This is a genomic window from Wolbachia endosymbiont (group B) of Protocalliphora azurea, assembly GCF_947251865.1.
Taxonomy (GTDB): Bacteria; Pseudomonadota; Alphaproteobacteria; order Rickettsiales; family Anaplasmataceae; genus Wolbachia.
Genome location: NZ_OX366394.1, coordinates 919548 through 941935, shown reverse-complemented (window position 1 = coordinate 941935; position 22388 = coordinate 919548). Strand labels below are relative to the sequence as shown.

General features: G+C 33.0%; 15 protein-coding genes and 2 pseudogenes. 9 read left to right on the top strand and 8 right to left on the bottom strand.

What is annotated here, in order from left to right:
• Positions 1 to 138: 138 nt before the first annotated feature.
• Positions 139 to 1240, bottom strand: a protein-coding gene (prfB, locus tag OPR35_RS04465; protein WP_230440360.1) for a peptide chain release factor 2 whose coding sequence is annotated in 2 segments (ribosomal slippage) — positions 139 to 1173 and positions 1175 to 1240 — 1101 coding nt in all. Because the reading frame shifts where the segments join, the coding sequence is not laid out codon by codon here.
• A gap of 155 nt (positions 1241 to 1395) precedes the next feature.
• Here prfB and mgtE point away from each other — a divergent pair.
• Positions 1396 to 2766 carry a magnesium transporter gene (gene mgtE / locus OPR35_RS04460; RefSeq protein ID WP_007302783.1) on the top strand — a complete coding sequence of 457 codons (1371 nt, stop codon included), beginning with the start codon at positions 1396 to 1398 and terminating at the stop codon, positions 2764 to 2766.
• A 503-nt stretch (positions 2767 to 3269) separates the two neighbouring features.
• Entirely contained in the window at positions 3270 to 6797 is a 3528-nt protein-coding gene (locus OPR35_RS04455; protein WP_264685019.1) for an ankyrin repeat domain-containing protein, read from the top strand.
• A 403-nt stretch (positions 6798 to 7200) separates the two neighbouring features.
• Here OPR35_RS04455 and OPR35_RS04450 read toward each other — a convergent pair whose 3' ends face one another.
• The 4 genes and pseudogenes from OPR35_RS04450 to OPR35_RS04435 form a co-directional block, all read right to left on the bottom strand.
• Positions 7201 to 7860: a hypothetical protein gene (locus OPR35_RS04450; protein ID WP_265024733.1), complete on the bottom strand. Its 660-nt coding sequence runs from the start codon at positions 7858 to 7860 to the stop codon at positions 7201 to 7203.
• Positions 7861 to 8058: 198 nt separating this feature from the next.
• Positions 8059 to 8808 (bottom strand): annotated as a pseudogene (locus tag OPR35_RS04445) (IS5 family transposase).
• Positions 8809 to 8946: 138 nt separating this feature from the next.
• On the bottom strand, positions 8947 to 10521 hold the full coding sequence (locus tag OPR35_RS04440; RefSeq protein WP_265024732.1) for a hypothetical protein: 1575 nt from the start codon (positions 10519 to 10521) through the stop codon (positions 8947 to 8949).
• A 248-nt stretch (positions 10522 to 10769) separates the two neighbouring features.
• On the bottom strand, positions 10770 to 11687 hold the full coding sequence (locus OPR35_RS04435) for an Rpn family recombination-promoting nuclease/putative transposase (protein WP_265024731.1): 918 nt from the start codon (positions 11685 to 11687) through the stop codon (positions 10770 to 10772).
• A 113-nt stretch (positions 11688 to 11800) separates the two neighbouring features.
• Here OPR35_RS04435 and wmk (OPR35_RS04430) point away from each other — a divergent pair, with 113 nt between their 5' ends.
• The 7 genes and pseudogenes from wmk (OPR35_RS04430) to OPR35_RS04395 all read left to right on the top strand — a co-directional run.
• A complete protein-coding gene (gene wmk, locus OPR35_RS04430) occupies positions 11801 to 12709 on the top strand; it encodes a WO male-killing family protein Wmk (RefSeq protein WP_265024730.1) in 909 nt (302 codons plus the stop codon).
• A 164-nt stretch (positions 12710 to 12873) separates the two neighbouring features.
• The gene (locus tag OPR35_RS04425; RefSeq protein WP_264735466.1) at positions 12874 to 13530 is read left to right on the top strand and encodes a JAB domain-containing protein; all 657 of its coding nucleotides are present in this window, start codon (positions 12874 to 12876) and stop codon (positions 13528 to 13530) included.
• 132 nt (positions 13531 to 13662) lie between these two features.
• The gene (locus OPR35_RS04420) at positions 13663 to 14766 is read left to right on the top strand and encodes a hypothetical protein (protein WP_458694760.1); all 1104 of its coding nucleotides are present in this window, start codon (positions 13663 to 13665) and stop codon (positions 14764 to 14766) included.
• Positions 14767 to 14861: 95 nt separating this feature from the next.
• On the top strand, positions 14862 to 15776 hold the full coding sequence (gene wmk, locus OPR35_RS04415) for a WO male-killing family protein Wmk (RefSeq protein WP_265024728.1): 915 nt from the start codon (positions 14862 to 14864) through the stop codon (positions 15774 to 15776).
• A gap of 25 nt (positions 15777 to 15801) precedes the next feature.
• On the top strand, positions 15802 to 16647 hold the full coding sequence (gene wmk, locus OPR35_RS04410; RefSeq protein WP_265024727.1) for a WO male-killing family protein Wmk: 846 nt from the start codon (positions 15802 to 15804) through the stop codon (positions 16645 to 16647).
• 16 nt (positions 16648 to 16663) lie between these two features.
• On the top strand, positions 16664 to 17896 hold the full coding sequence (locus OPR35_RS04405; RefSeq protein WP_265024688.1) for an IS256 family transposase: 1233 nt from the start codon (positions 16664 to 16666) through the stop codon (positions 17894 to 17896).
• A 33-nt stretch (positions 17897 to 17929) separates the two neighbouring features.
• Positions 17930 to 18662: pseudogene (locus OPR35_RS04395) on the top strand (IS630 family transposase); the annotation flags it as partial.
• Positions 18663 to 18810: 148 nt separating this feature from the next.
• Here the strand turns inward: OPR35_RS04395 and ubiA are convergent.
• From ubiA to infB, 3 genes are read right to left on the bottom strand one after another with little or no spacing between them, the layout of a single operon-like run.
• Positions 18811 to 19698, bottom strand: a complete 888-nt coding sequence (ubiA, locus tag OPR35_RS04390; protein WP_007302787.1) for a 4-hydroxybenzoate octaprenyltransferase — start codon at positions 19696 to 19698, stop codon at positions 18811 to 18813.
• Positions 19699 to 19701: 3 nt separating this feature from the next.
• Complete coding sequence (locus tag OPR35_RS04385; protein WP_006015187.1) at positions 19702 to 20052, bottom strand: ribosome-binding factor A; 351 nt, start codon at positions 20050 to 20052, stop codon at positions 19702 to 19704.
• 9 nt (positions 20053 to 20061) lie between these two features.
• Entirely contained in the window at positions 20062 to 22383 is a 2322-nt protein-coding gene (gene infB, locus OPR35_RS04380; RefSeq protein WP_052264741.1) for a translation initiation factor IF-2, read from the bottom strand.
• Between the last annotated feature and the right edge of the window lie 5 nt (positions 22384 to 22388).

Here is a 22388-nt window from a genome sequence, read left to right as displayed (position 1 = left end):
CCATAAGAAACGAGTTGCCATTTTCATCAGCTACTTGGATAATAGATATATTCACAAAATTGTTCCATTTTTCTCAATAGATTTTGGTTTTCTTTTCCCCTTATTAGCAGAGCATAAAACTTAGCTTTTTAATAAATCTCATTTTAACTCCAATACACTAACTATGAAACAATCTATATTGCCATCAAAAACGGAATTTATATTGCCAACTTCATGTCCAGTCCTTAAATCCTTTACCATTTGATATGGATGCATAACATACGATCTGATCTGACTGCCCCAACCTATATCGCATTTCTTGCCATATTCTTCGGCCATTTTCTGTTCTTTTTTTTCCAATTCAATTTGATATAAACGTCCTTTAAGTAGTTTAAGTGCTTCATCTTTATTTTTATGTTGAGAACGACCATTTTGGCATTGAGCTACAACGCCTGTTGGAATATGCGTAATACGTACCGCGCTTTCAGTCTTATTGACATGCTGACCACCTGCTCCAGAAGCACGGTAAGTGTCGATCTTTAAATCCTTTTCATCCACAACAATATCTATTGAATCTTCAATCACTGGAGTTACTCCTACACTTGCAAAACTGGTATGACGTTTACCATTTGCATCAAATGGTGATATTCTAACCAATCTATGAACTCCACTTTCGCTTTTTGCCCACCCGTAAGCTTTTTCTCCGATGATCTTTATTGTTGTAGATTTTATACCAACTGCATCACCATCTAATTTTTCTACAACTTCAACTTTAAAATTGTGATAAATTTCTGCCCATCTTGTATACATGCGCATGAGCATCTCAGTCCAATCATTGCTCTCTGTTCCACCGGCTCCTGAGTGGATTTCTAAAAAGCAGTTATTGTTATCTGCTTCACCAGTAAATAAGGATTCTGTCTCTTTAAGTTTGATTAATTTCTCTAGCTTTACTAACTCACCTTTAACTTCAGAAAAAAATTCTTCATCATTCTCATCAATAGCAGATTTCATCAAGCTGATAGAATCGTTGTAATCGCTTTCTAGCTTTGAAAACGATTCTATTTCATGCTTAATTTTAGAGCGTTCTTTTAAAATCTCTTGTGCTTTTTGATTATCTTGCCACAGATTATCATTCGACGCTTGAGAATCCAGCTCTTCAAGACGCAACTTCAATTTTTCTATGTCAAAGACACCTCCTGATAAGAGAAATACTTTTATTTAAGCCTTGAAAGTATTCAAGGATTTCTGGATGGGTTTTCATTATACTTTAGACTTTAATATATTTATTATCACTAACAATAACAGCAAACAAAATAGAAATTTAACCATATAATAGTTAATTCAAAATAATTTTATTATACTTGAATGTTCAATAAAATCAAGTGTGTATATTTATTAAAAAAATAAGGTAAAGTAATGAATATTAAAACAAGTTCTCATTATGGTTTAGACAAAAAGGCTATTGATGATTTAATAGAGTCTCTCGATAATCAAGAATTAGAGAATGTTCGTAATATTGTAAAAACGATAGATAGCGTTCAGTTAGCTTATTTTTTATCTACTTCGATCAATGATCACAGGGAGAAATTAGTTAATATCCTCGATCAACATTTGTTAAGTGATGCCTTAGTACATGTAGTACCAGATTTACAAGTAGAGATCATAGAAATATTGGGAATAGAAAATACAGCAAAGTTACTAATGCTTCTTGATATAGAAGACATAGTAGCTATAGTGAAAGATTTAGATAGAAAGTCTATAGAAAATATACTTAACTACTTACCCAATGCAACTCAAAAATTAGTAGAGGAATTGTTATCATACCCAGAAGAAAGTGCAGGAAGGTTGATACATAAAAATATGGTTATAGCTCCATATTATTGGACGATAAATCAGCTAATGGAATTCTTGCGCAACTATAAAAAAATACCAGAAACATTTTATCAAATTTTCATCATTAACTCAAAATTAGAACCCATAGGCATTTTCAACTTAAATAAGGTAATATCTCACTCAGGAGAAACAATAATAAAAGAGATAATGAGTCAAGATATAAAAATAATTAAAACTGGAATGGACCAAGAAGAAGTAGCAAGAATATTTAAAGATTACTCTCTATTATCAGCTCCAGTAGTAAATAAGAATGGTAAAATTATAGGTGTAATCCTTATTGAAGATGTAATCAAAATTGTTCAACAAGAAGCAGAAGAGGATGTGCTTAAAATAAGCGGTGTATCTTCTAAATCTGATATAAATGCCCCTATACATAAAACTATAATTAAAAGACTACCTTGGTTACTGTTTAACCTCTTAGCTGCAACAATATGTTCTATAGTAGTTGGCTTTTTCGATAACGTAATACAAAGTTTTATAGTACTGCCAATAATTATGCCAATCATTGCATCGATGAGCGGAAATGCAGGATCCCAAACAGTAACACTAACTATCCGGGCAATCGCAACAAAATATCTAACTGAGCAAAATGCAAAAAGAATACTGATGAAAGAATTTTTAATAGGTCTTATAAATGGAGTGATTTTATCTACAATTTCGCTCGTAGTATTAGCAATAAGGTTCCATAGTTTAAAAGTAGAGATCATTTTCGTAGTTTCCATGATTGCAATGTCGATCATTGCAACATTTATCGGCACTTTTATTCCTATAATGCTTCATCGTTTAAGATCCGATCCTGCTGTTTCGTCTTCAATCTTAACATCAGCAACAACTGATATTCTCTCAGCTCTTATATTTTTTGGTCTAGCCACGATCTTTTTATTAAATAGCTGAATCTTGCTATATAAAAATTGCTTTACAAGCTTTAACTGCCACGTTATCATTACTCACAGGTGCATTGAAGAAGAAAAATAACAGTCGATAAAGAAGTAAAAGTACATGAAACTGAGCTGCTTTAGTTTTAAAATAAAAACTAAAATAAGATGCTAAAGTATGCAAAAAAATTCTTGCTTTGCTAGATCTTTTTAGCTACAATGCAGTCTAACGTAATGAAAACATGAGGTGTGAGTTAGATGCATTGTATTATGTATATCACTCAGAAAGCAATTCTCGATTTTTTAAGAGTATATCTAATTTAGTCAGAAGTCAAAAGAAAAGCACACTGTTACTCAGCAATTAAAGTTACCTGGGGTTACCGTGAGGTTTCTACAGTAAATTTGTAGAGCAGTTTAGTACAGCTGTATAAGAATCAAATGAATTAGATATTAAAACCAATCTTCAGAAAAGAGATTTACGGTAAAATAATCAAGTATGAATATTAAAATATAGGGGGTTTTATGTTAGGTAAAGGAAATAAAGGAGAACAAGTAGCAGATGATCGAATTGATTATGTAGATGATGAGTCAACAATAGGAGCAAAAGGAGGTCTTGATCATGAAGATAGATTATCTAGTGGAGAACTTCAGTGTGGACCAAGTCAAGAGAGTCTTGGAGTAACAAGATCTTCATCTATAAGCAGCGGTAGTGTATGGTATAGCGCATCGAATGATACAGCCAATGTTATAAGTCTTACAGATAATGAAGTAGTGGAAAAAGCAACTTTTTTTGTTAAGACTTTTGTTAAAGAATTCGAGGAAAAATTATCTAAATATTTTGAGGAGGCAGAACCAGATTCAAATATACAAAAAATAAGTAAAGTTTCAGCCAGCTTTAATTCTATTTTGAATAATACTATTCCAGCAAGTCCACTAAAATTATTTAGTGTTAAAGTTAATGAGAGTATCAATTATTGTGTTATAGGAAAACAGCATAAGAAAAGAGCGAAAAATATTTTTACAATAATTATACCTTGCTACAAAGCTGAAATGAGAGAGATTTTAGTAAAAGCTGGCTTAGAAATTTTTCACAGGTTTGAGGAACCATTCATAAAGGTTGTAGATATCAATCCCTCTTTTTATCATAGGAGAGTTAAGAAGTTAGCAATAGATGCTGTACATAGAACAATGAATTACCTTTTAACTTCTGAGGAACAAGACTTTTCTGTTGATCTTATAACACAAGGTGTTGTTCTAGATAAGTCAAAAAAGAAAGGATATTTTACGCGTCCTGGATATGAAATAAAAGATGAGCAAGGTGGTGAAAGTTTAGTAACCTCAGAATTGTATGAATGGGTAGGAATAAAGAAAAAAGAAGAAGATGAAACTGTTAATTATTATCAATATAATTCTGAGGAACATAATCTAGAGGAATATAGATGTGCTGAAAAATACGGCTATCGGCTTCCCTTTGAATGGGAGTTAAGAAAGTGGGAAGAGGTAAAACAAAAGTATGTATCCATTAAAGCACCCATAGAAGGATATGTGTATATTTTAAATGATGAAAAAAAAGAAGAATTAGCTCGTTTTATATTAAAGGAGATTAATGGACAAGATCCTGTGAAAAGGAAAGATATAGAAGATGTAAAAGAACATCTTAGAAAACAAGATGAAGATAGGCGTCAATTTTCCTATAGTTTTGGCAAGACACCAGAAAATTTCATTGAAAGAAAAGAGGTGGTAAAAAATTTGAACCTAAGGTTACACAGTAGTAGTCAAGAAGTAAAAATGTCACGAGTAGTCTTAATTAGTGGGAAGTCTGGAATAGGGAAAAGCGAACTTGCTAGAGGCTATGGGTTTAGTGAAAGGCGTAAGGGTACTTGGGCAAGGATTATGTGGATAGATGCCTCGTCATATAACAAGCTTTCAAATTCATTTCATGGGTTGGCTGAAAGGTTAGGGATTTCTAGAAAAAGTGAGCAAAGGAGAGAGAGAAACATTAAATCTATTGTCGAGGATGTATATGAGTATCTTCAAGACACAAAAAGTTTGTTTGTTTTCGATGATGCTAGTAGTTATAAGGAGATTGAAAATTTTTTGCCATCAAGCTTTCCTGTTTTTTCTAATAGAGAAAAACCTTACGTTTTAATTACTTCTCCTAACAAGAATTGGAAAGAAGAAATAGAAGATATAGAAGAAATAAAGTTGGGTAATTTAAAAAAAGAAGAAGCCGAGGAATTTACTCGAAAAGCCTTAGGGGAAGATGAATCACAAGGTAAATCTATATCAGAGTTAATAGAAGAGTTTAATTGTTTTCCATTAGATTTGAAAGCAGCAACATCATGCATTAAACAAAAAGGTCTTAGTATTAGAGAATATCTGGAGGAATATAGAGTAGCTCAGCAATCAAAAACTGATTTTTTGGAGACACAAGTTGTTAATAAAAAATCTTTTAAAGCTTTGAAGGTTAACATTGATAAAATAAAAGAAGAAAAAAATGTTGGACAGCAAGCATATGTTATTTTAGTATTCATGGCTTACCTGGACCCTAATCAAATTAATACAAAAGAAATTTTTTTCAAGAGGGAATCAAAAGAAAATCAACAAAGGGTTTTGAATGCACTTGATCTACTTAATCAGTTCTCATTGATTGGATTAGAGAAAGGGATAGCAAAAATTCATCAAGAAGTACAAAAAATTATAAGGTTAGAGCAAAGAAAAGAAAAAAGAGAAGAAGAATTTTTAAGAAAAATAATGACATCATTGATGAATAATAACTGTAAAAATGTAAGCCATATCATATCCATTTGGAATTATGCAAGTGAATATAAAAAGTTAGTTAATGAATTTATTGAATCTGATTATTATGGAATGAATATCTTACATTTTCTGGCCATAGATGATAATGAAGAAGTTATTAAGCTTATATTCGAGAATGTAGATCTAAGTAAATTAAGTAAAATTGTTAATATCGGTGATAAAGATGGATCTACTCCTTTAGAATATGCTGTTATATATGGTCATTTAGCGTTAGTTAAATACTTTATAGGAAAAGGGGCTAATTTTAAGGTAAGTGATGACCCGAGCCTTACCCTTTTAGACTGTGCTGCTCTCCATAATCGACTAGAAATAGTTAGGTATTTTATTGATAACGAACATTTTCAGTTTGATAGTACTGTTTTATACTATGCTATTGAAAATAATTGCTTAGAGGTCGTTAGATACTTTATAGAGGAAGAAGAGATTTGTATAAATTTACAAGATGGAGAAGGTAAAGGTTATTTGCACTATGCTGTTGAACATAATTCCTTGGAGATTTTTGAGTACCTTCTAGCGTACGGGGCTACAGTAGATTTACAGGATGAGGATGGTATGACTCCTTTGCATTTTGCTGCTATGTATGGTTACCTAGGAATTGTTCGCTACCTCGTAGAGCATGGGGCTGATATAAATTTACAGGATGAGGATGGTATGACTCCTTTGCATTTTGCTGCTATGTATGGTTACCTAGGAATTGTTCGCTACCTCGTAGAGCATGGGGCTGATATAAATTTACAGAATGAAGATCATACGACTCCTTTGCACTTTGCTGATATATATGGTCACTCAAGCACTGTTCGCTACCTTGTAATGAATAACGTTAATACGAATCTAGAGGATATTAGTAATAATATTTCTCAGAACTACGATGTTAAGTTTCATTGCTACGACAGCGCTAGGTCCCTTTTTTCTTTAGAACAAGGAGCTAATGTGAAACTTGAACTCAACGATGATTTGTACCATTATACTAACAATTATTACCCAAGTAGTATTTGTTGCTATCAACCTCAATCTACTGTGTACTCAGCTCCATACTTAAAAACACAATCACATAAAAGAAACCTAGAGACATTTGATGAACATACACTACCTAAAAAAAGAAAATTAAAAAATATAAGTGAAGCATTGCAATTTGAAGATAAAAGCACAGTTAACTTAACTCATAGGTCACCTATATCTTCATTTAACAGCGTCTCTGTACAACCTGCAAACAAGGACTTAAGACTATAATTTTACAGTAAGCTATTTAATTTTATGAGGGGAATTTCAAAAAAACAGAGAAATAAAGTAATAAATTGATATAAATTCGCGTAGAACAAGTGGTAGACCAATCCATTCCAAAACAAACTCTTCTCACGTCTCTTGATTTTGAGCACTGGAAATGGTTAATTTGCTTGAGATCTTAATCATATATCTTGCCAAATTAATAGTATTTTACTTGCGGAAGAATTAATAAGCGTATGATAAAAACAGAATTAAAAAAAAATGAAAGATCAGATTGACCTTATCAAGAGGCTCTTATTGAAAATTATTGCAAGTCTAAAATTTTCTATAATATTACTGGCCCTTTAATTTAATCAACAAGTAGTAAAATCTTTTATAGATATTAATCCATTTTTACCTTTTAGTGGACTTATTTATTAATATTAAATTTTGCATTTCTTATAATATTATTTACAGTCTCAATATCATTATTAAAAGAGCGATATGCATTTTCTACTGAAGTTTTATCATCAACGAAGTAGTGATAAGGATTTCGCATACGTGAGTGAATGTCAAAGAAAACACACTTTCCATCAATCATACCTCTGTATATATATGTATCATAAGCAGTACCTGCTGCACCTTCACCCGCATAAAGGTATATAAAGTGATACCCATCTATCAATATTTTATCTGGTAACACTTTTTCCTTACTGTTAAAATTCATGAATGTTGGGTAACTACTATAACATCTTTCTTCTGAAACATCACCCTTGCTAATCAGCACATCTCCTCTTATGCGATAGTGGTAGATATCAGACTTATCAATTTCGAATGAGATAACTTTTCTTGAGTCTTTTATGAGAGAGTCATTTTTGTAATGAGCTATCAGGGCAGTATTATCATCATCTATAATCATATTACCAGGTAGTGGTAGGTGCAAATCACTTTCTTGATCATAAAACATATCTAGTTTTTCCTGTGCAAGAAGCTGCAAATTAAAAAAAAGAACGAAGATCAAAATTCTAAATAAAGAAATACTATACATCTGCAAAATAAAATTAAATAAGAAAAATCTCTTCCTAATCATATAGGTTACTTTAATTCTCTTCTACTCTATTTATTGATATACGTTGAACTTATAGTTTAAAAAAAATTAAACCAAATTCTAAAAATGTGTATAGTTAATAAAAAACCTTATATTAAGCCTGTTAAAACCCTTTTATCAAAATATTACTTTTGGTTAGAAAAAATCCTACAATACTAATTGACATGTTTTAGAACCTGTTTATAATCTTTCGAGAAGCAAAGCAATAAAAGCCAGAACGATCATTTGTAAGGTGGTGTTGAGTTTACGCTCGCAATTTTTCCATAACCTTCTACATTTTTCCAACCAAGCAAAATAGCGTTCCACAACCTATCTTTTGCGCAATACGAAAAACCTGTGCAATTTACTTCACCTCAACAGTTGCACCAATAGTATCTTTTATTTGAGTTGCAAAATTTTCTCCAGTGTAGCCAGCATCAACTAGTATATTTTTAACTTCAGAGAGTTTTGCTTTAGCATTTTTAACCATTTTTATAGCACTGCTACGATCAGCTGCTTCTGCCGTTTTATATGAATTGCGTGTGGAAGACCTTGTGTATCAACTACGATATGACGCTTTATACCTGAAATCTTTTTACCTGCATCATAGCCTTTACTTTCAGCGTTATCTGTATTTTTAACACTTTGAGCATCAATTATACAGAAACTGGTTTTCTCTTTCTTACCATTGTTCTTTCTAACTAATTTTTTTTAAACACTCTCCAAAGTACTTTCTTTATCTTCCCATTTTTTAAAGTAGTCGTAACAACTTCTCCATTTTGGAAACTCTTGTGCTCCACTGGCAACAGCTTTTGAGGACATACAGCACTCCACAAGATACATCATACAAATCAAGTCTTCTTGGCTTTGTTTTTTTCTACAAGATTCTAGATCTGGTAAAATTATCTTGAATTTTTCACGACTTATGTCACTTGGGTATACACTTCTCATATATCTAACTTATATGCATTATCTCCTACTTTATTCCTTCTTTGATATCATGTACATTTTCTTAAATGTTGTTATATTGGAAGATTTCCCTTAACTTAACTTTTATAGTCAAAAAGAGGAAAATCTTCTCCCTTTACCTTATACTTTACTAACGCACTCCGGTGTTTTCTGCTCTGCTTTCTTTTTGTGTTTCTTAAAAAGATTTTTCCATAAAGATGATTTTTTTGCTTCACTATTTATTGGATCCACATTATCAATTTTCATTACAGTTGTTGGCAATAGTTGTAGATTTTTTGATTTTGGAGGTTGATCTTCTTCTAAATCAGATGCATAACCAGAGGACTGCTCGCTATTCTCCCCTTTTTTTGTATCAGTAAACTTTATAGATGGCAAAATATACTCTAAAATCATACTACGAATGAAGTCATGATCATTCTGACTTTCCACCTGATTTTTCTCTTCTTGTTGTTTCTCTACCCTTTCGATATACTCTTCTTGTGTTTTGAGCTCAGTACTATCTTTTATTTCCACATTCGATAGATGCTGACTGTTTTTTCTCCTATTCTCTAGACATTTTTTTAATTCCTCCTGTAACCCTTCACTGTGGTCCTTAGGTTTAGTAAAAGAGGAATTTTTTGATGAACCACTATCAAGAAGTTTTTTACTAATAGCGCTATCTTTTTGTAGCTTCCAATTATTCAAACCTTCAGTTGGTAAAGGAGGCGGTGGTGGTACACTCACACCTTGATTTGGAAAAGGTGGAGGAGCTGGTATAAATGGTGCGCTATTGGATTCTATTTTAGAGGAAGTAGTGGTTGATGGCATAGATTTTTGTGCCTCTATAAGTTTTTTTCCTTCTTTTTTTTTGCTTGATTGAATATCTTGATTATCATCACTCCAACCAGATTCATTTCCAGAATGCTCGCTTTCACTACTTGAGAATGAAGCACATTGCCTTATGCTATTCACCTTTTCACGAATAATAGCTGCAAGAGTACCTTCATCCCTATTATGCTTCTTTTTCTTCTCTAATTTGCTATCGACTCTTATAGCATATTCTTCTTGTGTTTTGAGCTCAGTACTATCTTTTATTTCCACATTCGATAGATGCTGACTGTTTTTTCTCCTATTCTCTAGACATTTTTTTAATTCCTCCTGTAACCCTTCACTGTGGTCCTTAGGTTTAGTAAAAGAGGAATTTTTTGATGAACCACTATCAAGAAGTTTTTTACTAATAGCGCTATCTTTTTGTAGCTTCCAATTATTCAAACCTTCAGTTGGTAAAGGAGGCGGTGGTGGTACACTCACACCTTGATTTGGAAAAGGTGGAGGAGCTGGTACACTAACTTGTGGTACTTGAAGAGCAGACATCTTTTCCGGTGCTTTTGTGCTAATGTCATTATTAGTAATAGAGTTCAAAGTAGGCAAAGATGGTGTGCTAGTATCATTACCATGTGGTTTCTCTTCAAGAATATTACACGTATTTTTATTATTTATTGCAAAAATAGCTGATTTGACAAGGTATACTGTTGAACTTAATGCAATTATTGCAGATACAGAAGCAATTGCCACAAAAAGCAGTGGTATCGTAGTAGCATTCAAAATTGCTAAACTTACAGGGTAAATAAATACTCCAGTTGTAAATGCAGATGTACATAGCAAGAAAGTGGCAATAGAATACTTTAATAGAGACGAAGCTTTAGAAGTGCTCATTTTTAACCTCATATATTAACAATGCTAATGATAGTATTGTTAGCAGATTATATCAACTAAAAAATTATGTATTGAACTTACAGTACGTAGCTTTGATATAGAAGTTTGAGTAACGTTATGATAGTAATTTATATAATTCTGTGTGCAGTCTTTATAGCTGTTTTAGATAGTTCATTAGACTCTTAATTAAGGGGTATGTCTAACTTAGGAAAGATTTTCATCAATGTTGAAGTGGATAAGTAGGAATATTATGTTTTTTCTTTGAGTTGTAAAATTTCAGAATGAGAGAGACCTGTAGTTTGTGATATGATATCAGTAGAGACACCAGCTTTAAGTAGGTTTTTGGCCACAGCTATTTTAGCTTGTTTTTCGCCCTCTTCCCTACCTTTTTGATGGCCGATTAGGATGCCTTCTTGTCTACCTTCATGTTTAGCATCATCGAGTTTTTGAGCAAGGACAGCCTGTTCATCACGAATACGCTTGATCTCTTGTTCATAGGCAATAAATTCTTTTTCTGACCAGTTGAACCTATTGAGTTCTTCATATGCTCTTTTAATTATTAGATCACTTCCTATTATTCTCTCTAGCTCTTCTTCACTAGTTTCGTCTGCATATCTGAAAAAGTATACCCATTTTTCAACTATATTTGAAAGCTGATCTTCTTTGGTTTTTGGAAATTTAGGCAACTCAATAAATATAAAGTAAAAATCTTTTAGATCATGTTCATTAGTATCTTCATCGCGAATAGTATGCTTTGATTTGTACTCAGACTTATCAGGAAATAAAATACAATCTGCTATAGCAATAAAGATAATTTCCTTAAGGTCATGGTATTGATCACCTTTATCAGCTTGTCTCGAATAAGCTTTAGCAGCGTAGTATTGGGCACGTTTTTCAAAGCCCTTAGTTTTAGCGACCTGCATCTCGCAAACGTACTGAACACCTGAAGAATCTCTACAGAGGACATCAACAATACTTTGTTTTTTAGAGGCAATATCAGGATCTTGAATAGTACTTAAAAACTCTATATCCTGTATTGCGTTTTTGCCAGTAAAGCTCAGAATATCATTGAGGAAGTGAATGAGGATATCTTTATTCTTTTCAGTACCAAAGATACGCCGAAACGCAACATCATTTTTTGGATCGAGAAACTTCGAAAGAGCCATGAGAAAGTAAGATAAAAAGCATTAATAATTATACACAATTGTGAAGAAATATTCAACTAAAATGCAAACATTTTGTATATCTTTATTTGATAGTATTAACCTGTATAATATTTATGGCAAACATTTCAACAAGGTATCAGATAGCACAAAAAGTAAGGAGCTGGAGGTTAAAGAGAGGATATACTCAAAGAGATTTAGCAGGAAAAATCGGCGTAACGTATCAAATAGTACTACAATATGAAAAAGGAACACGTAAAATTTCGATTGAGAAGTTATACGCTATAGCAAAGGTGTTATCGGTTGATATTATAGACCTAATTCCTGTATCAAATGAAAAAATCTGTCTTGAAGATGAGGGAGAAGAAATATTAGATCTAGTAAGAGAATATAAAAAGATTAATGATCAAGAGTTACGTAAGATGTTTTGTTTGCTAACTAAATTTGTTCAAGTTAGTGAGAAAAATAGTAAAAAAACGGAGAGAATAAAAATTGCAAAAGGTCTGGTTAAAGCAGGAGTTTCTGTTGATACTGTTTCAAAAACAATTGGTCTCTCTGCTGATGAATGTATTGAAGAAAAAGGAGGTTCTATTTACTGCCAAATAGGAAAGAAGATAAAAGAATGGAGACTAGTGAGAGAGTATACTCAGAAGGATTTAGCAGAGAAAATGGTTACAACACGTGATGAAATAAGCAATTATGAACAAGGAAGGGTTGCTGTTCCACTTGATAAATTATATGAGATAGCAAAGGCATTATCGATTAATATTATGGACCTACTTGAGCTAACAGAAGATGCAGATGATAAAGTGGTACCTGATTTAATAAAAGAATACAAAAAAATTGAGAGCCAAGAACTACGTAATGTACTAATAAAATCTATGTTTAAAAGCATGCAAATTTGTGAGGAGAAAATTAGAGAAGAAGAAAGAATCAAAATTGCAAAAGATTTAGTAAAAGAAGGAATTTCTACCGATATTATTTTGCAAATAACAGGCCTCTCTTTAGGCGAAATTCAACAATAAAAAATCATCATATATTAATATCTTCACTTTTTGATGAAAAAATAAGTAAAAAAGATTGAAAAATTGATTTGACTTCACTCGAAAGCTATGGCTCTATGCCAATGCTGATAAAAAACAGCAGTAAATATCTAAAAAAAGTTTGTTGTTAGTGAAAGGTAAATTATATGAATAAAAGTAAAGAAGAAATCGAATTCAGAATATTAGAAAGCAAAGGCAAAGCACTACTTGATCGTGAAATAATGGAAACATTTTTAAGTGCAGTACATGAAAGGCCACAAGCTCAAGAAATTGCTAAAAATCTGGTGAATACTTATACAGGAGTAGGAAGGATTTTAGGCAGAGAAATGGATGACCTGAAAGTTATAGAAGGAGTAACTGATTCTGCAGTAGCAATGATTATGTGCGTTAAGGAAACACTAGAAAGGGTACTGAGAGAAAAGCTCAAGGGAGAACCAATCATGGACTTACAAGGGCTAGTAGAATATTTGAACGTAAGTATAGGTCATGCAGAGAGGGAATGTGTAAAAATACTGTACTTGAATAAAAGGCGCCAACTAATCGGAGAAGAATCCTATATTGGTGAAATGGAAAAAGCACCAGTGTACATAAAGGAAATTATAAGAAAAGCATTAATAAAGAATGCAACATTAGTAATAATGTCACACAACCATCCTGGGGGACGCTTAGAACCATCAGAAGAAGATCAAGAAGTAACGAAGAGCTTAGCAGCAGCATGTAGTACTGTAAGCGTAAAATTGTTTGACCATATTATCATCACAAGTGGAGGCTATTTCAGCTTTCGAGAAAACGGATTGTTATAGTAGAAAGTATTTGCAAATCTACCCATTATAATTTATACTGAGTAATAGAATGTATAAACTAAGATTTATATACTTAAAAAGTATTTTTAATATGGGGGTTATATGACTAGTAAGGACGAGTTATTGAAGAAAATGTTTGGTGCTCTTGAAGGCGTTGATATAAAGCAGTCTACTTCTGTAAGTAAAATTAATAAGGCTAAAAGGCTTGGAGAGGTGCCTTTTCCTAGCAAAAACGTTCGCGAAAACAAAATCAACTACGGAAAAGGACTTGATTATATATATGGCACAAAACCTATAAGTGATCAAGAAGATAAAAATCCATTTACCTCTGCCTTGCAAAAAATAAAGCCAAGTAGAGGTGAAAGTGAAAAGTTGAGCTGGTTTAAGAGTACTGTGGTAAGAGCAAAAAGTCCAAATGAACTGCACAAGGTTGTAGACGAAGCACTAGCTGCTGGAGCAAGGCTAAATGCATGTAATGATGGAGAGTGGAGCCTCGCGGAATATGTGATACTGGGCACACATTTTCATAAATTTGATAAGGCTGATCGTAAAAAGCTAATACGTAAATTAATGCTAAACGGTGCAGAGTTTCATGATACTTTATTGGAGAATAAATTGATAGGTGAAATCTATAATGAGCTACAACCAGAAGTTCAGCCACATATAGATGAGAGACTAGAAGAACTAGAGAAAGCTGGCGAAAGTGCTGTGCAAGAAGGAGAATTAATAGATGTTGAAATAGATAATACAACATCGTATATAGAATTTTCTGGGGATAGCAAGGTAGAGGTAGCCAAAATACTGGAAGCAAAAAGAGAGCTAGGAAGTAATATTTTAAAAATTGGCAATGATGCAGTTGAGGTTAAAAGTGAGAAGGGAGGTATAAGAAACTATATCTATATGTCAGATGAAAGCTCTATTATATTAGAATTTCCTACAAGCATTGGTAAGCTAAATGTTATATTGTACCACGATGTAAAAAAATATGATCAAGTACAAGTCAGAGTAGAAAACAAGGAAATGTGGGCTGAGTTACAAAAAAGAGGCGAAGAAATAGGAAAAAATTGCCTCTTTGGGGGAGTGAAGCTTAAGGAAGTGGTAGAAAGAGGTAATTTCACTAGGTGCGGAATATGGAGCGAAAAGTATGCTATAAAAGAGATTAGCAATGATGAGGTATTGTCTTCATGGGTAAATAGGGTACGTGGAGGTAGTAAAGAAACCTTTAGGGAACTTTAATGCGTCTACAGGTAATTTTAAGGTTCCAGAGGTTTTTTTTACCGTTATATCTGGAGCCTTAACAAAATTGAGCTATAGTAGAAAATATTATACGCATGGTTATTTTTGTGGAAAAAAGTCTAGACTGTGAAGTAGGGGAAAAAGTAAAAAGTTGGAGGTTAGAGCGAGGGTATACTCAAAAGGATTTAGCGGAGAAAATTGGTGTAAAGTACTGGGTAATACTGCAATATGAAAAAGGGAACCGTAGAATTTCAATTGAAAGGTTGTACGCTATAGCAGGTGCATTGTCAGTAAGTATTACCGATCTCATTACTGCATCAAAGGAGAAAATCGGCTTTAAAAATGAGGAAGGAGAAATATTAAATCTAGTAAGAGAATATAAAAAGATTAACGATCAGGAGTTACGTAGAATGTTTTGTTTGCTAACCAAATTTGTCCAAGTCAGTGAAAAAAGTAGTAGAAAATCGGAAAAAATAAAAATTGCAAAGGGTCTGGTTAAAGCAGGAATTTCTGTTGATGTTGTTGCAAAAACAATTGGCCTCTCTGCTGATGAATGCGTTGAAGAAAAAGGAGGTTCTATTTACTGCCAAATAGGAAAGAAGATAAAAGAATGGAGGCTAGTGAGAGAGTATACTCAAAAAGATTTAGTAGAAAAAATGAGTACAACACGTGACGAAATAAGCAACTATGAGCAAGGAAGGACTGCTGTTCCACTTGATAAATTATATGAAATGGCAGAAGCATTATCGATTAATATTACGGATCTACTAATAGAGGAAGGGAGTAAAGTGAAAAATGAGCTACCTGATTTGATTAAAGAATACAAAGAAATTGAGAGCCAAGAACTACGGCATGCACTAATAAAGTCTTTGTTTGAAGGGATACGGATTTGTGAGGAGAAAGTGAGAGAGATAGAAAGGATTAAAGTTGCAAAGGATTTAGTAAAAGGGGGAATTTCTATTGATATTATTTTGCAAATAATCGGTTTATCCGTTGATCAAATTGCATGAAAATTTATTTCTAAGTAAGGTATATATGTTTGTTTCTGTAAGCGATATTAGTTCTATAAGCTACAAAATAGGACAAAAAATAGAAGATAGCAGGTTAATGCGAGGGCATACTCAAGTAGAATTGGCAAGTGAAATAGGTTTAACATACCAAGAAGTAAACAGCTATGAAAATGGGTATATTCCTATTCCAATTGAAGTACTATATGTAATAGCAAGAGTATTGTCAGTTAATGCTATAGATTTATTACCCGAACCAGTAATAGTAAGGGAAGACAGCTATGAAGACGAGGAAATACTCTATCTAACAAAAATATACGAGAATCAAAAGTTAGGCAAAATAGTACCTTCATTAGTCAGGTTTGTTCATATTAGCGAAAAAATTAATCAAGAAGAGGCAAGATTAGAGGTAGCAAAAAATCTAGTAAAAGAAGGAGTTTCTACTGATGTTATTTCCCAGGCAACGGGTTTATCTATTTACGAGTATGATAATACAGAGAAAGAAGTCTGCACTGATTCTATATACTACAGAGTAGGGCAAAGAATAAGAGAATGGAGATTGATAAAAAGGTATACTCAGAAAGATTTAGCAAACAAAGTTGGTTTAACACTCAAGGAAATACACGAGTATGAAATAGGATACACTGCCATATCATTTGATAAATTATATCAAATAGCAGAAGGATTATCAGTGAATATTAAAGTTCTGCTACCTAAAACAAATGAAGATAGTGAACTACTTAATTTACTAAGAAAAACTGAAGAGCAAGAATTAGTGAAGAAATTTTTATCTAGGGATATGAAGAATAACAAAGAGAAAGGGAATGTTCAAAAAAGTGTGTCAAACCGAAAAAAAAGTAATAAATTGATATAAAAAATGGAGGTTTGATATGAGTCAAGCAAATAGAACTACTGGTTTGGTAGATTATAAAGAATTAGAAACAAATATCCTGTCATCTATACGAGAAGGAAGACCATTGACAGGAAGAGATGGAGCATTAACACCGTTTATAAAAAGGCTGCTAGAGGCAAGTCTGGAAGGTGAAATAGAAAGCCACATGTCAGCTAAAAGTGAAGAAAATAACCGAAGAAATGGAAGGAATGCAAAAACTTTACGTACAAGTTCAGGCTCATTTGAACTATTAACACCAAGAGACAGAGAAGGAAGCTTTGAACCGCAAATAGTCAAAAAAAGGCAAACAAGCCTACATCCAGAACTTGAAGCAAAGGTCTTAAGTACATACGCCAGTGGCATGGGATACAGAGACATAGCTTCACACGTTGAGGAAATATATGACCATAAAATATCAGCAGCAGAGATATCCAATATTACTGATAAACTGCTACCAATAATCAATGAATGGCGCAGCCGTCCATTGCAATCAGTGTATCCAATAGTGTTCATGGATGGCATGTTTTTTAAGGTCAAGGAGGACGGACATTGCGTAAGTAAATGCATGTATAATATATTGGGTATAAATCAAAATGGCAGAAAAGAAGTATTAGGTTTTTATCTGGCTGAAAGTGAGGGAGCTAACTTCTGGTTGGGAGTTTTAAATGACCTCAAAGAAAGAGGAGTAGAAGATATTCTGATTGCATGTGTAGATGGGCTAAAAAGCTTTCCTGCAGCCATCAACAGTGTATTTCCCAGTGCAGAAGTGCAGCTATGTATAGTACACCAAATAAGAAATTCTCTGAAATATGTATCCAGTAAAGATGTAAAAGTTTTCATGAATGATCTGAAAAAAATATATCGTGCTTCAAGTAAAGAAATTGCTGAGAATTATCTGCTTGAGCTGGAAGAAAAATGGGGAGAAAAGTATCCTTTAGTTATAAAATCCTGGCAGAACAATTGGGAAAACTTATCCAGTTATTTTAAGTATTCTGGGCCAGTTAGGAAGCTGATTTACACCACTAATCCAATTGAGGGGTTGCATAGACAAATCAGGAAATTTACTAAAACTAAGGGTTCATTTACTAGTACAAATGCCTTGTACAAACAGGTATATTGTGCTATAAAAAAGGTAGAGCAAAGGTGGATTATGGCTCTCCCTAATTGGGCTTTAACTATGTCTCAACTTGATATTTTCTTTCCAGATAGATTGAAAATTGAGTTGAACTAAAAATGCGGCTTGACACACTTTTTTGAACGTTCCCAGCAAATTGAAATATGGGTAGAAAGAAATCCAAATATTACTATTAAGGAAGTGCAGATAAAAATCTCAGAGGAATTTGGCCTAAACATTAGCAAATCAACAGTGCACCGTGAGATACAAAGGATGAAATTTTCTTATATAACACCGAGGCCAATGCACCATAAACAAGATAAAAACAAGCAAGAAGAGTTTAAAAAATACTTCAATAAAATAGTCAATTCCCACCCTGAAAAAGAGGTGTTTTTTTGATGAATCACGATTTGGAACTCATTCAAAAATCGGACACGGATGGTTTAAAAAAGGGGTCAGAACGCAGGTTAAAATGAAAATTGGTAGACAAAATTTCTATATCTACAGTGCGGTAAATCCAAGAAGTGGTAAGAAAATCAGCCTACTTGCTCCATATGTAAACACTGATTGTATGAATATATTTCTGGAGCAGATGTCGAAAGATTTAGGCACGAAAAAAGCCTTTCTTGTAATGGATTGTGCAAGTTGGCATAGATCAAAAAGTTTGAAATTTCAGGAAAACATTACCATTATATACTTGCCTCCTTATTCACCGGAACTGAATCCTGTTGAGAGGTTGTGGCAATATATCAAATACAATACTTTACGTAACAGAGTCTACGATACCATAGGCTTACTTGCAGATGTTCTGTGTAATTTTATTGTCAGTATTTCCAGCACTACTATTAAACGAGTTTGTAATGTTTCTTATTTGTTCGATTAGTAATGGAATTTGGTATAAAAAGTAGAATCCGTTCAGCAGGGTGACAAAATAAGATAGAAAAGACAGCCATAGAAATAAATGGTGTCATCCCCTGTCATCCCAGTACTTGACACTGGAATGACACCATTTTTGCTTCGATATTTACACATTAGCCATGCATCTGAACGGATACAAAAGTAGAATTTAGAATTCTATCTAAAAGGATACCGAAAAAGAGCAGGAGTCCTATCTGGGAATTATTTTTAAATATGGACATGCATTGATTAGAATCGTCTGGATTGAAATTTTTGTGTTGGTGGTGAAATATGAATCCTATGGCAAGTAAAGCAATATAAAAGATGTTATTTAATGATGATAGTATACCAGCGTACAACCATGCCATTAAGGATATTAAATAAAATCTTTTCAACCAAGATTTTGTTGTATTGCCAAAATATAATGCAGTAGATTTCATTCCTAATTTCTCATCATCTTTTTTATCTTGATGAGCGTATATAGTATCATAACTAAGCGTCCAAAAGACGCATCCTATATAAAATAGCAAGGATTCTATGCTAATCTGGTTTGTTATTGCTGCTGAACCCATGAGTGATCCCATGTTGAAAGTAAACCCTAAAAACAATTGTGGCCACCAAACGTAACGCTTTAGCAAGGGGTAGATAACTATCATGCACATTGAAATTATTCCAAGTATAAGAGTAGTTTTATTGGTTAATAATAAGATTACCAGGGCAATAGACAGTAACAGTGAAAGTAAAGCCAAAGCCTGCTTTATGTTTAATGCACCACTTGCAAGTGGCCTATATTTTGTTCGTTCAACGTGCGCATCTATTTCTCTATCGAAGATATCATTGATTATGCACCCTGCGGGTCTCATTAAAAATGCACCTATAGTAAACAAAACAAGGAGAAAAAGAGCCTGATACGATAGAGAAGTTGAGGCTAAAAGAATGCCGCTTAAGCTAGAAAATAGCACAAGCCACAAACCTGTTAAACTGTGTATTCTCATTAATGAGAAATAATGGTTGAAATACATTAATTAAGTGTGATTATGTAATATTTTGCTTACATTGACAAAATTATCGAATGCTAAATCAGGCTTAAAAACTAACTCAGGTATAAATCGCAAATCAACATAACACAATATAGATTTACGTATTGACCATGCAGATTGGTTCATTTCATTAACAACAGTGCTGATATCATCATTATCATTTTGGATGTTTAATGAAGATAACACAATATATACATCTGCTTTCTTCAAATCTTTGCTTAGCTTTACATCAGATACTACTACTTTTTCATTAAGAACATTACCTTCCATTAAGACTTTTGATATTGCCCTATGTAATACCGATGCTACTTTTAGGTTTCTAATTTCCTTTTTCATATTCAACTACTATAACGTCCTTTCTTCTTGCACTAATTGATAAGCTTCCAAAATGTCTCCAACTTTAATATCGATATTACCCTCTAGCGATATTCCGCATTCAAAATTTACACCCACTTCTTTAACGTCATCTTTAAATCTACGTAGTGCTTTTAACTTTCCTTCATGCACCAATTTGCTGCCACGTACTACCTTAATTAGAGAATCTTTTTTTATAACTCCATCAGTGACATAACATCCGATGATATTACCGGCTTTGGATGAATTAAATATTTGCCTTACAGATGCAGAACCAACACGAACCTCTCGTGTAACAGGCTTTAACATTTTAGTTAGATACATCCTCATGTCTTCAATAAGCTCATATATTATATTGTAAGTATGTATTTCTATACCTTTTTGTTTTGCTAATTCTCTGATTTTTGAATCCACTTTTACATTAAAAGCTAAAATTACTGCGCTTGATGCTTCTGCAAGCAGCACATCTGAATCTGTTACTCCTCCTACTGCTTTGTGTAGAATATTTAATTTCACTTGATCTTTACCAAGCTTATCAATTGAGCTTGATATTGCTTCAATAGAACCAGTGACATCGCACTTTAAAACTACAGATAGTTCTTCTGTTTCACTATCATTACGACTGAATATATCTAAATTACTGTCGTCTAAATCTTCTTGCTTTTTCTTGATTAATTCTAACCTGTATTCAACAATTTCACGAGCCTGCCTTTCAGAGTTTACAACAACAAATTTATCTCCAGCATTTGGTACACCATTTAAACCAGTAACTTCAACTGGAGTAGAAGGTAGTGACGCTTTTTCTCTTTGACCAAGGTGATTAACCATACTGCGTACTTTGCTGTATGTTGTACCAACTATCAATATGTCACCAATCTTTAATGTTCCTTCTTCAACTATTAATGTAGCTGATATTCCTTTAGCTTTATCTATTTTGGACTCTATTACCCATCCAAGTGCTCGACAATCCTCTATTCCTTCTAGCGTCATTAATTCAGCAATTAATAAAATTGCCTCTTCTAGTTTATCTAAGTTGATTTTCTTTTTTGCTGATACTGGCACAATTATAACATCACCACCAAGTTCTTCGGGGATGAGGTCGTACTGAGGCAAACTATTAATTATTCTTTCTACATCGCCAGGTTGTGATTTATCAATTTTATTAATGGCAACTATAATAGAGACATTTGCTGCTTTTGCATGGTTTATTGCTTCAACTGTTTGTTTCATGATTCCATCATCAGCTGCAACTACTATCACAACTATATTAGTAATATTGGCACCACGTGCACGCATTGCAGTAAACGCCTCATGCCCTGGTGTATCAATGAAAGTAATTTTTTGCTTATTTTTTGTCGTTAATTGATAAGCACCTATATGTTGAGTGATGCCACCTGACTCTCTTTCTGCAACATTGGATTCACGAAATGCATCAAGCAATGATGTTTTACCATGATCCACATGTCCCATAAAAGTAACGATAGGTGGTTTTGGTCTTTTAGGTAAGTTTTCTCTGTTGCTTATGAAGAGTAAATTCTTTTCTTTATCAGCATCACTTACTCGTTTAGCCGTATGATTAAATTTTTTTGCTATTTCGCATGCTATATCTGGATCTACTAGATCATCTACTCTATAGCTCTCCCCAACTTCTTCTTTGAGCATTTTTAGCACATTCTTGCTATCTTCTGCCATACGAATAGATAACTCCCTGATAGTTATTTTGTCTGGTATAATAACTTCTCTTGATATATTTTTACCCTTAGTAAACTTTGATTGTTTACTTCTTATACCAAATTTTTGCTTAAATACAGGGAGGTATTCATTTCTTTCATCTATTGCCTGTGTAATTACTAGCTTAGAATGCTTAGAGTATATATCTTTGCTAGCTTTAAAAGACTTTTTATCATTGTTCTCATATTCAATACTATCTTCTTTTTGTTCAACTGAGTTAGTATTACTTAAAACTTCCTTATTTATTTCTTTAGGTACAGAGTGTGATTCATTTTTATCTTCAGCTTCTTGATTGCTTTCTTCTTTTTTTATTTTCTCTTCTTGTTCTCTCTGATTCCTTTCTTTCAGCAAAGTAGCATTCTGTACAGCATTAATGCGGGAAATTTGTTCTTTTTCAGTTAAAGAGCCTAATTTACTCTCGTCAAATAAACTATATTCTTCTGCAGAATGAATTTTTCTTCTTTTTTTTACTATTGTAGTACCAGTACTTTGACTATCTAAAGAGTTTAAATTAATGTCTAATTTAAGCTTGCTTAAGCCTTGTAGGGTTAATTTTTTATTACTGATATCTTCATTATTCATATTGT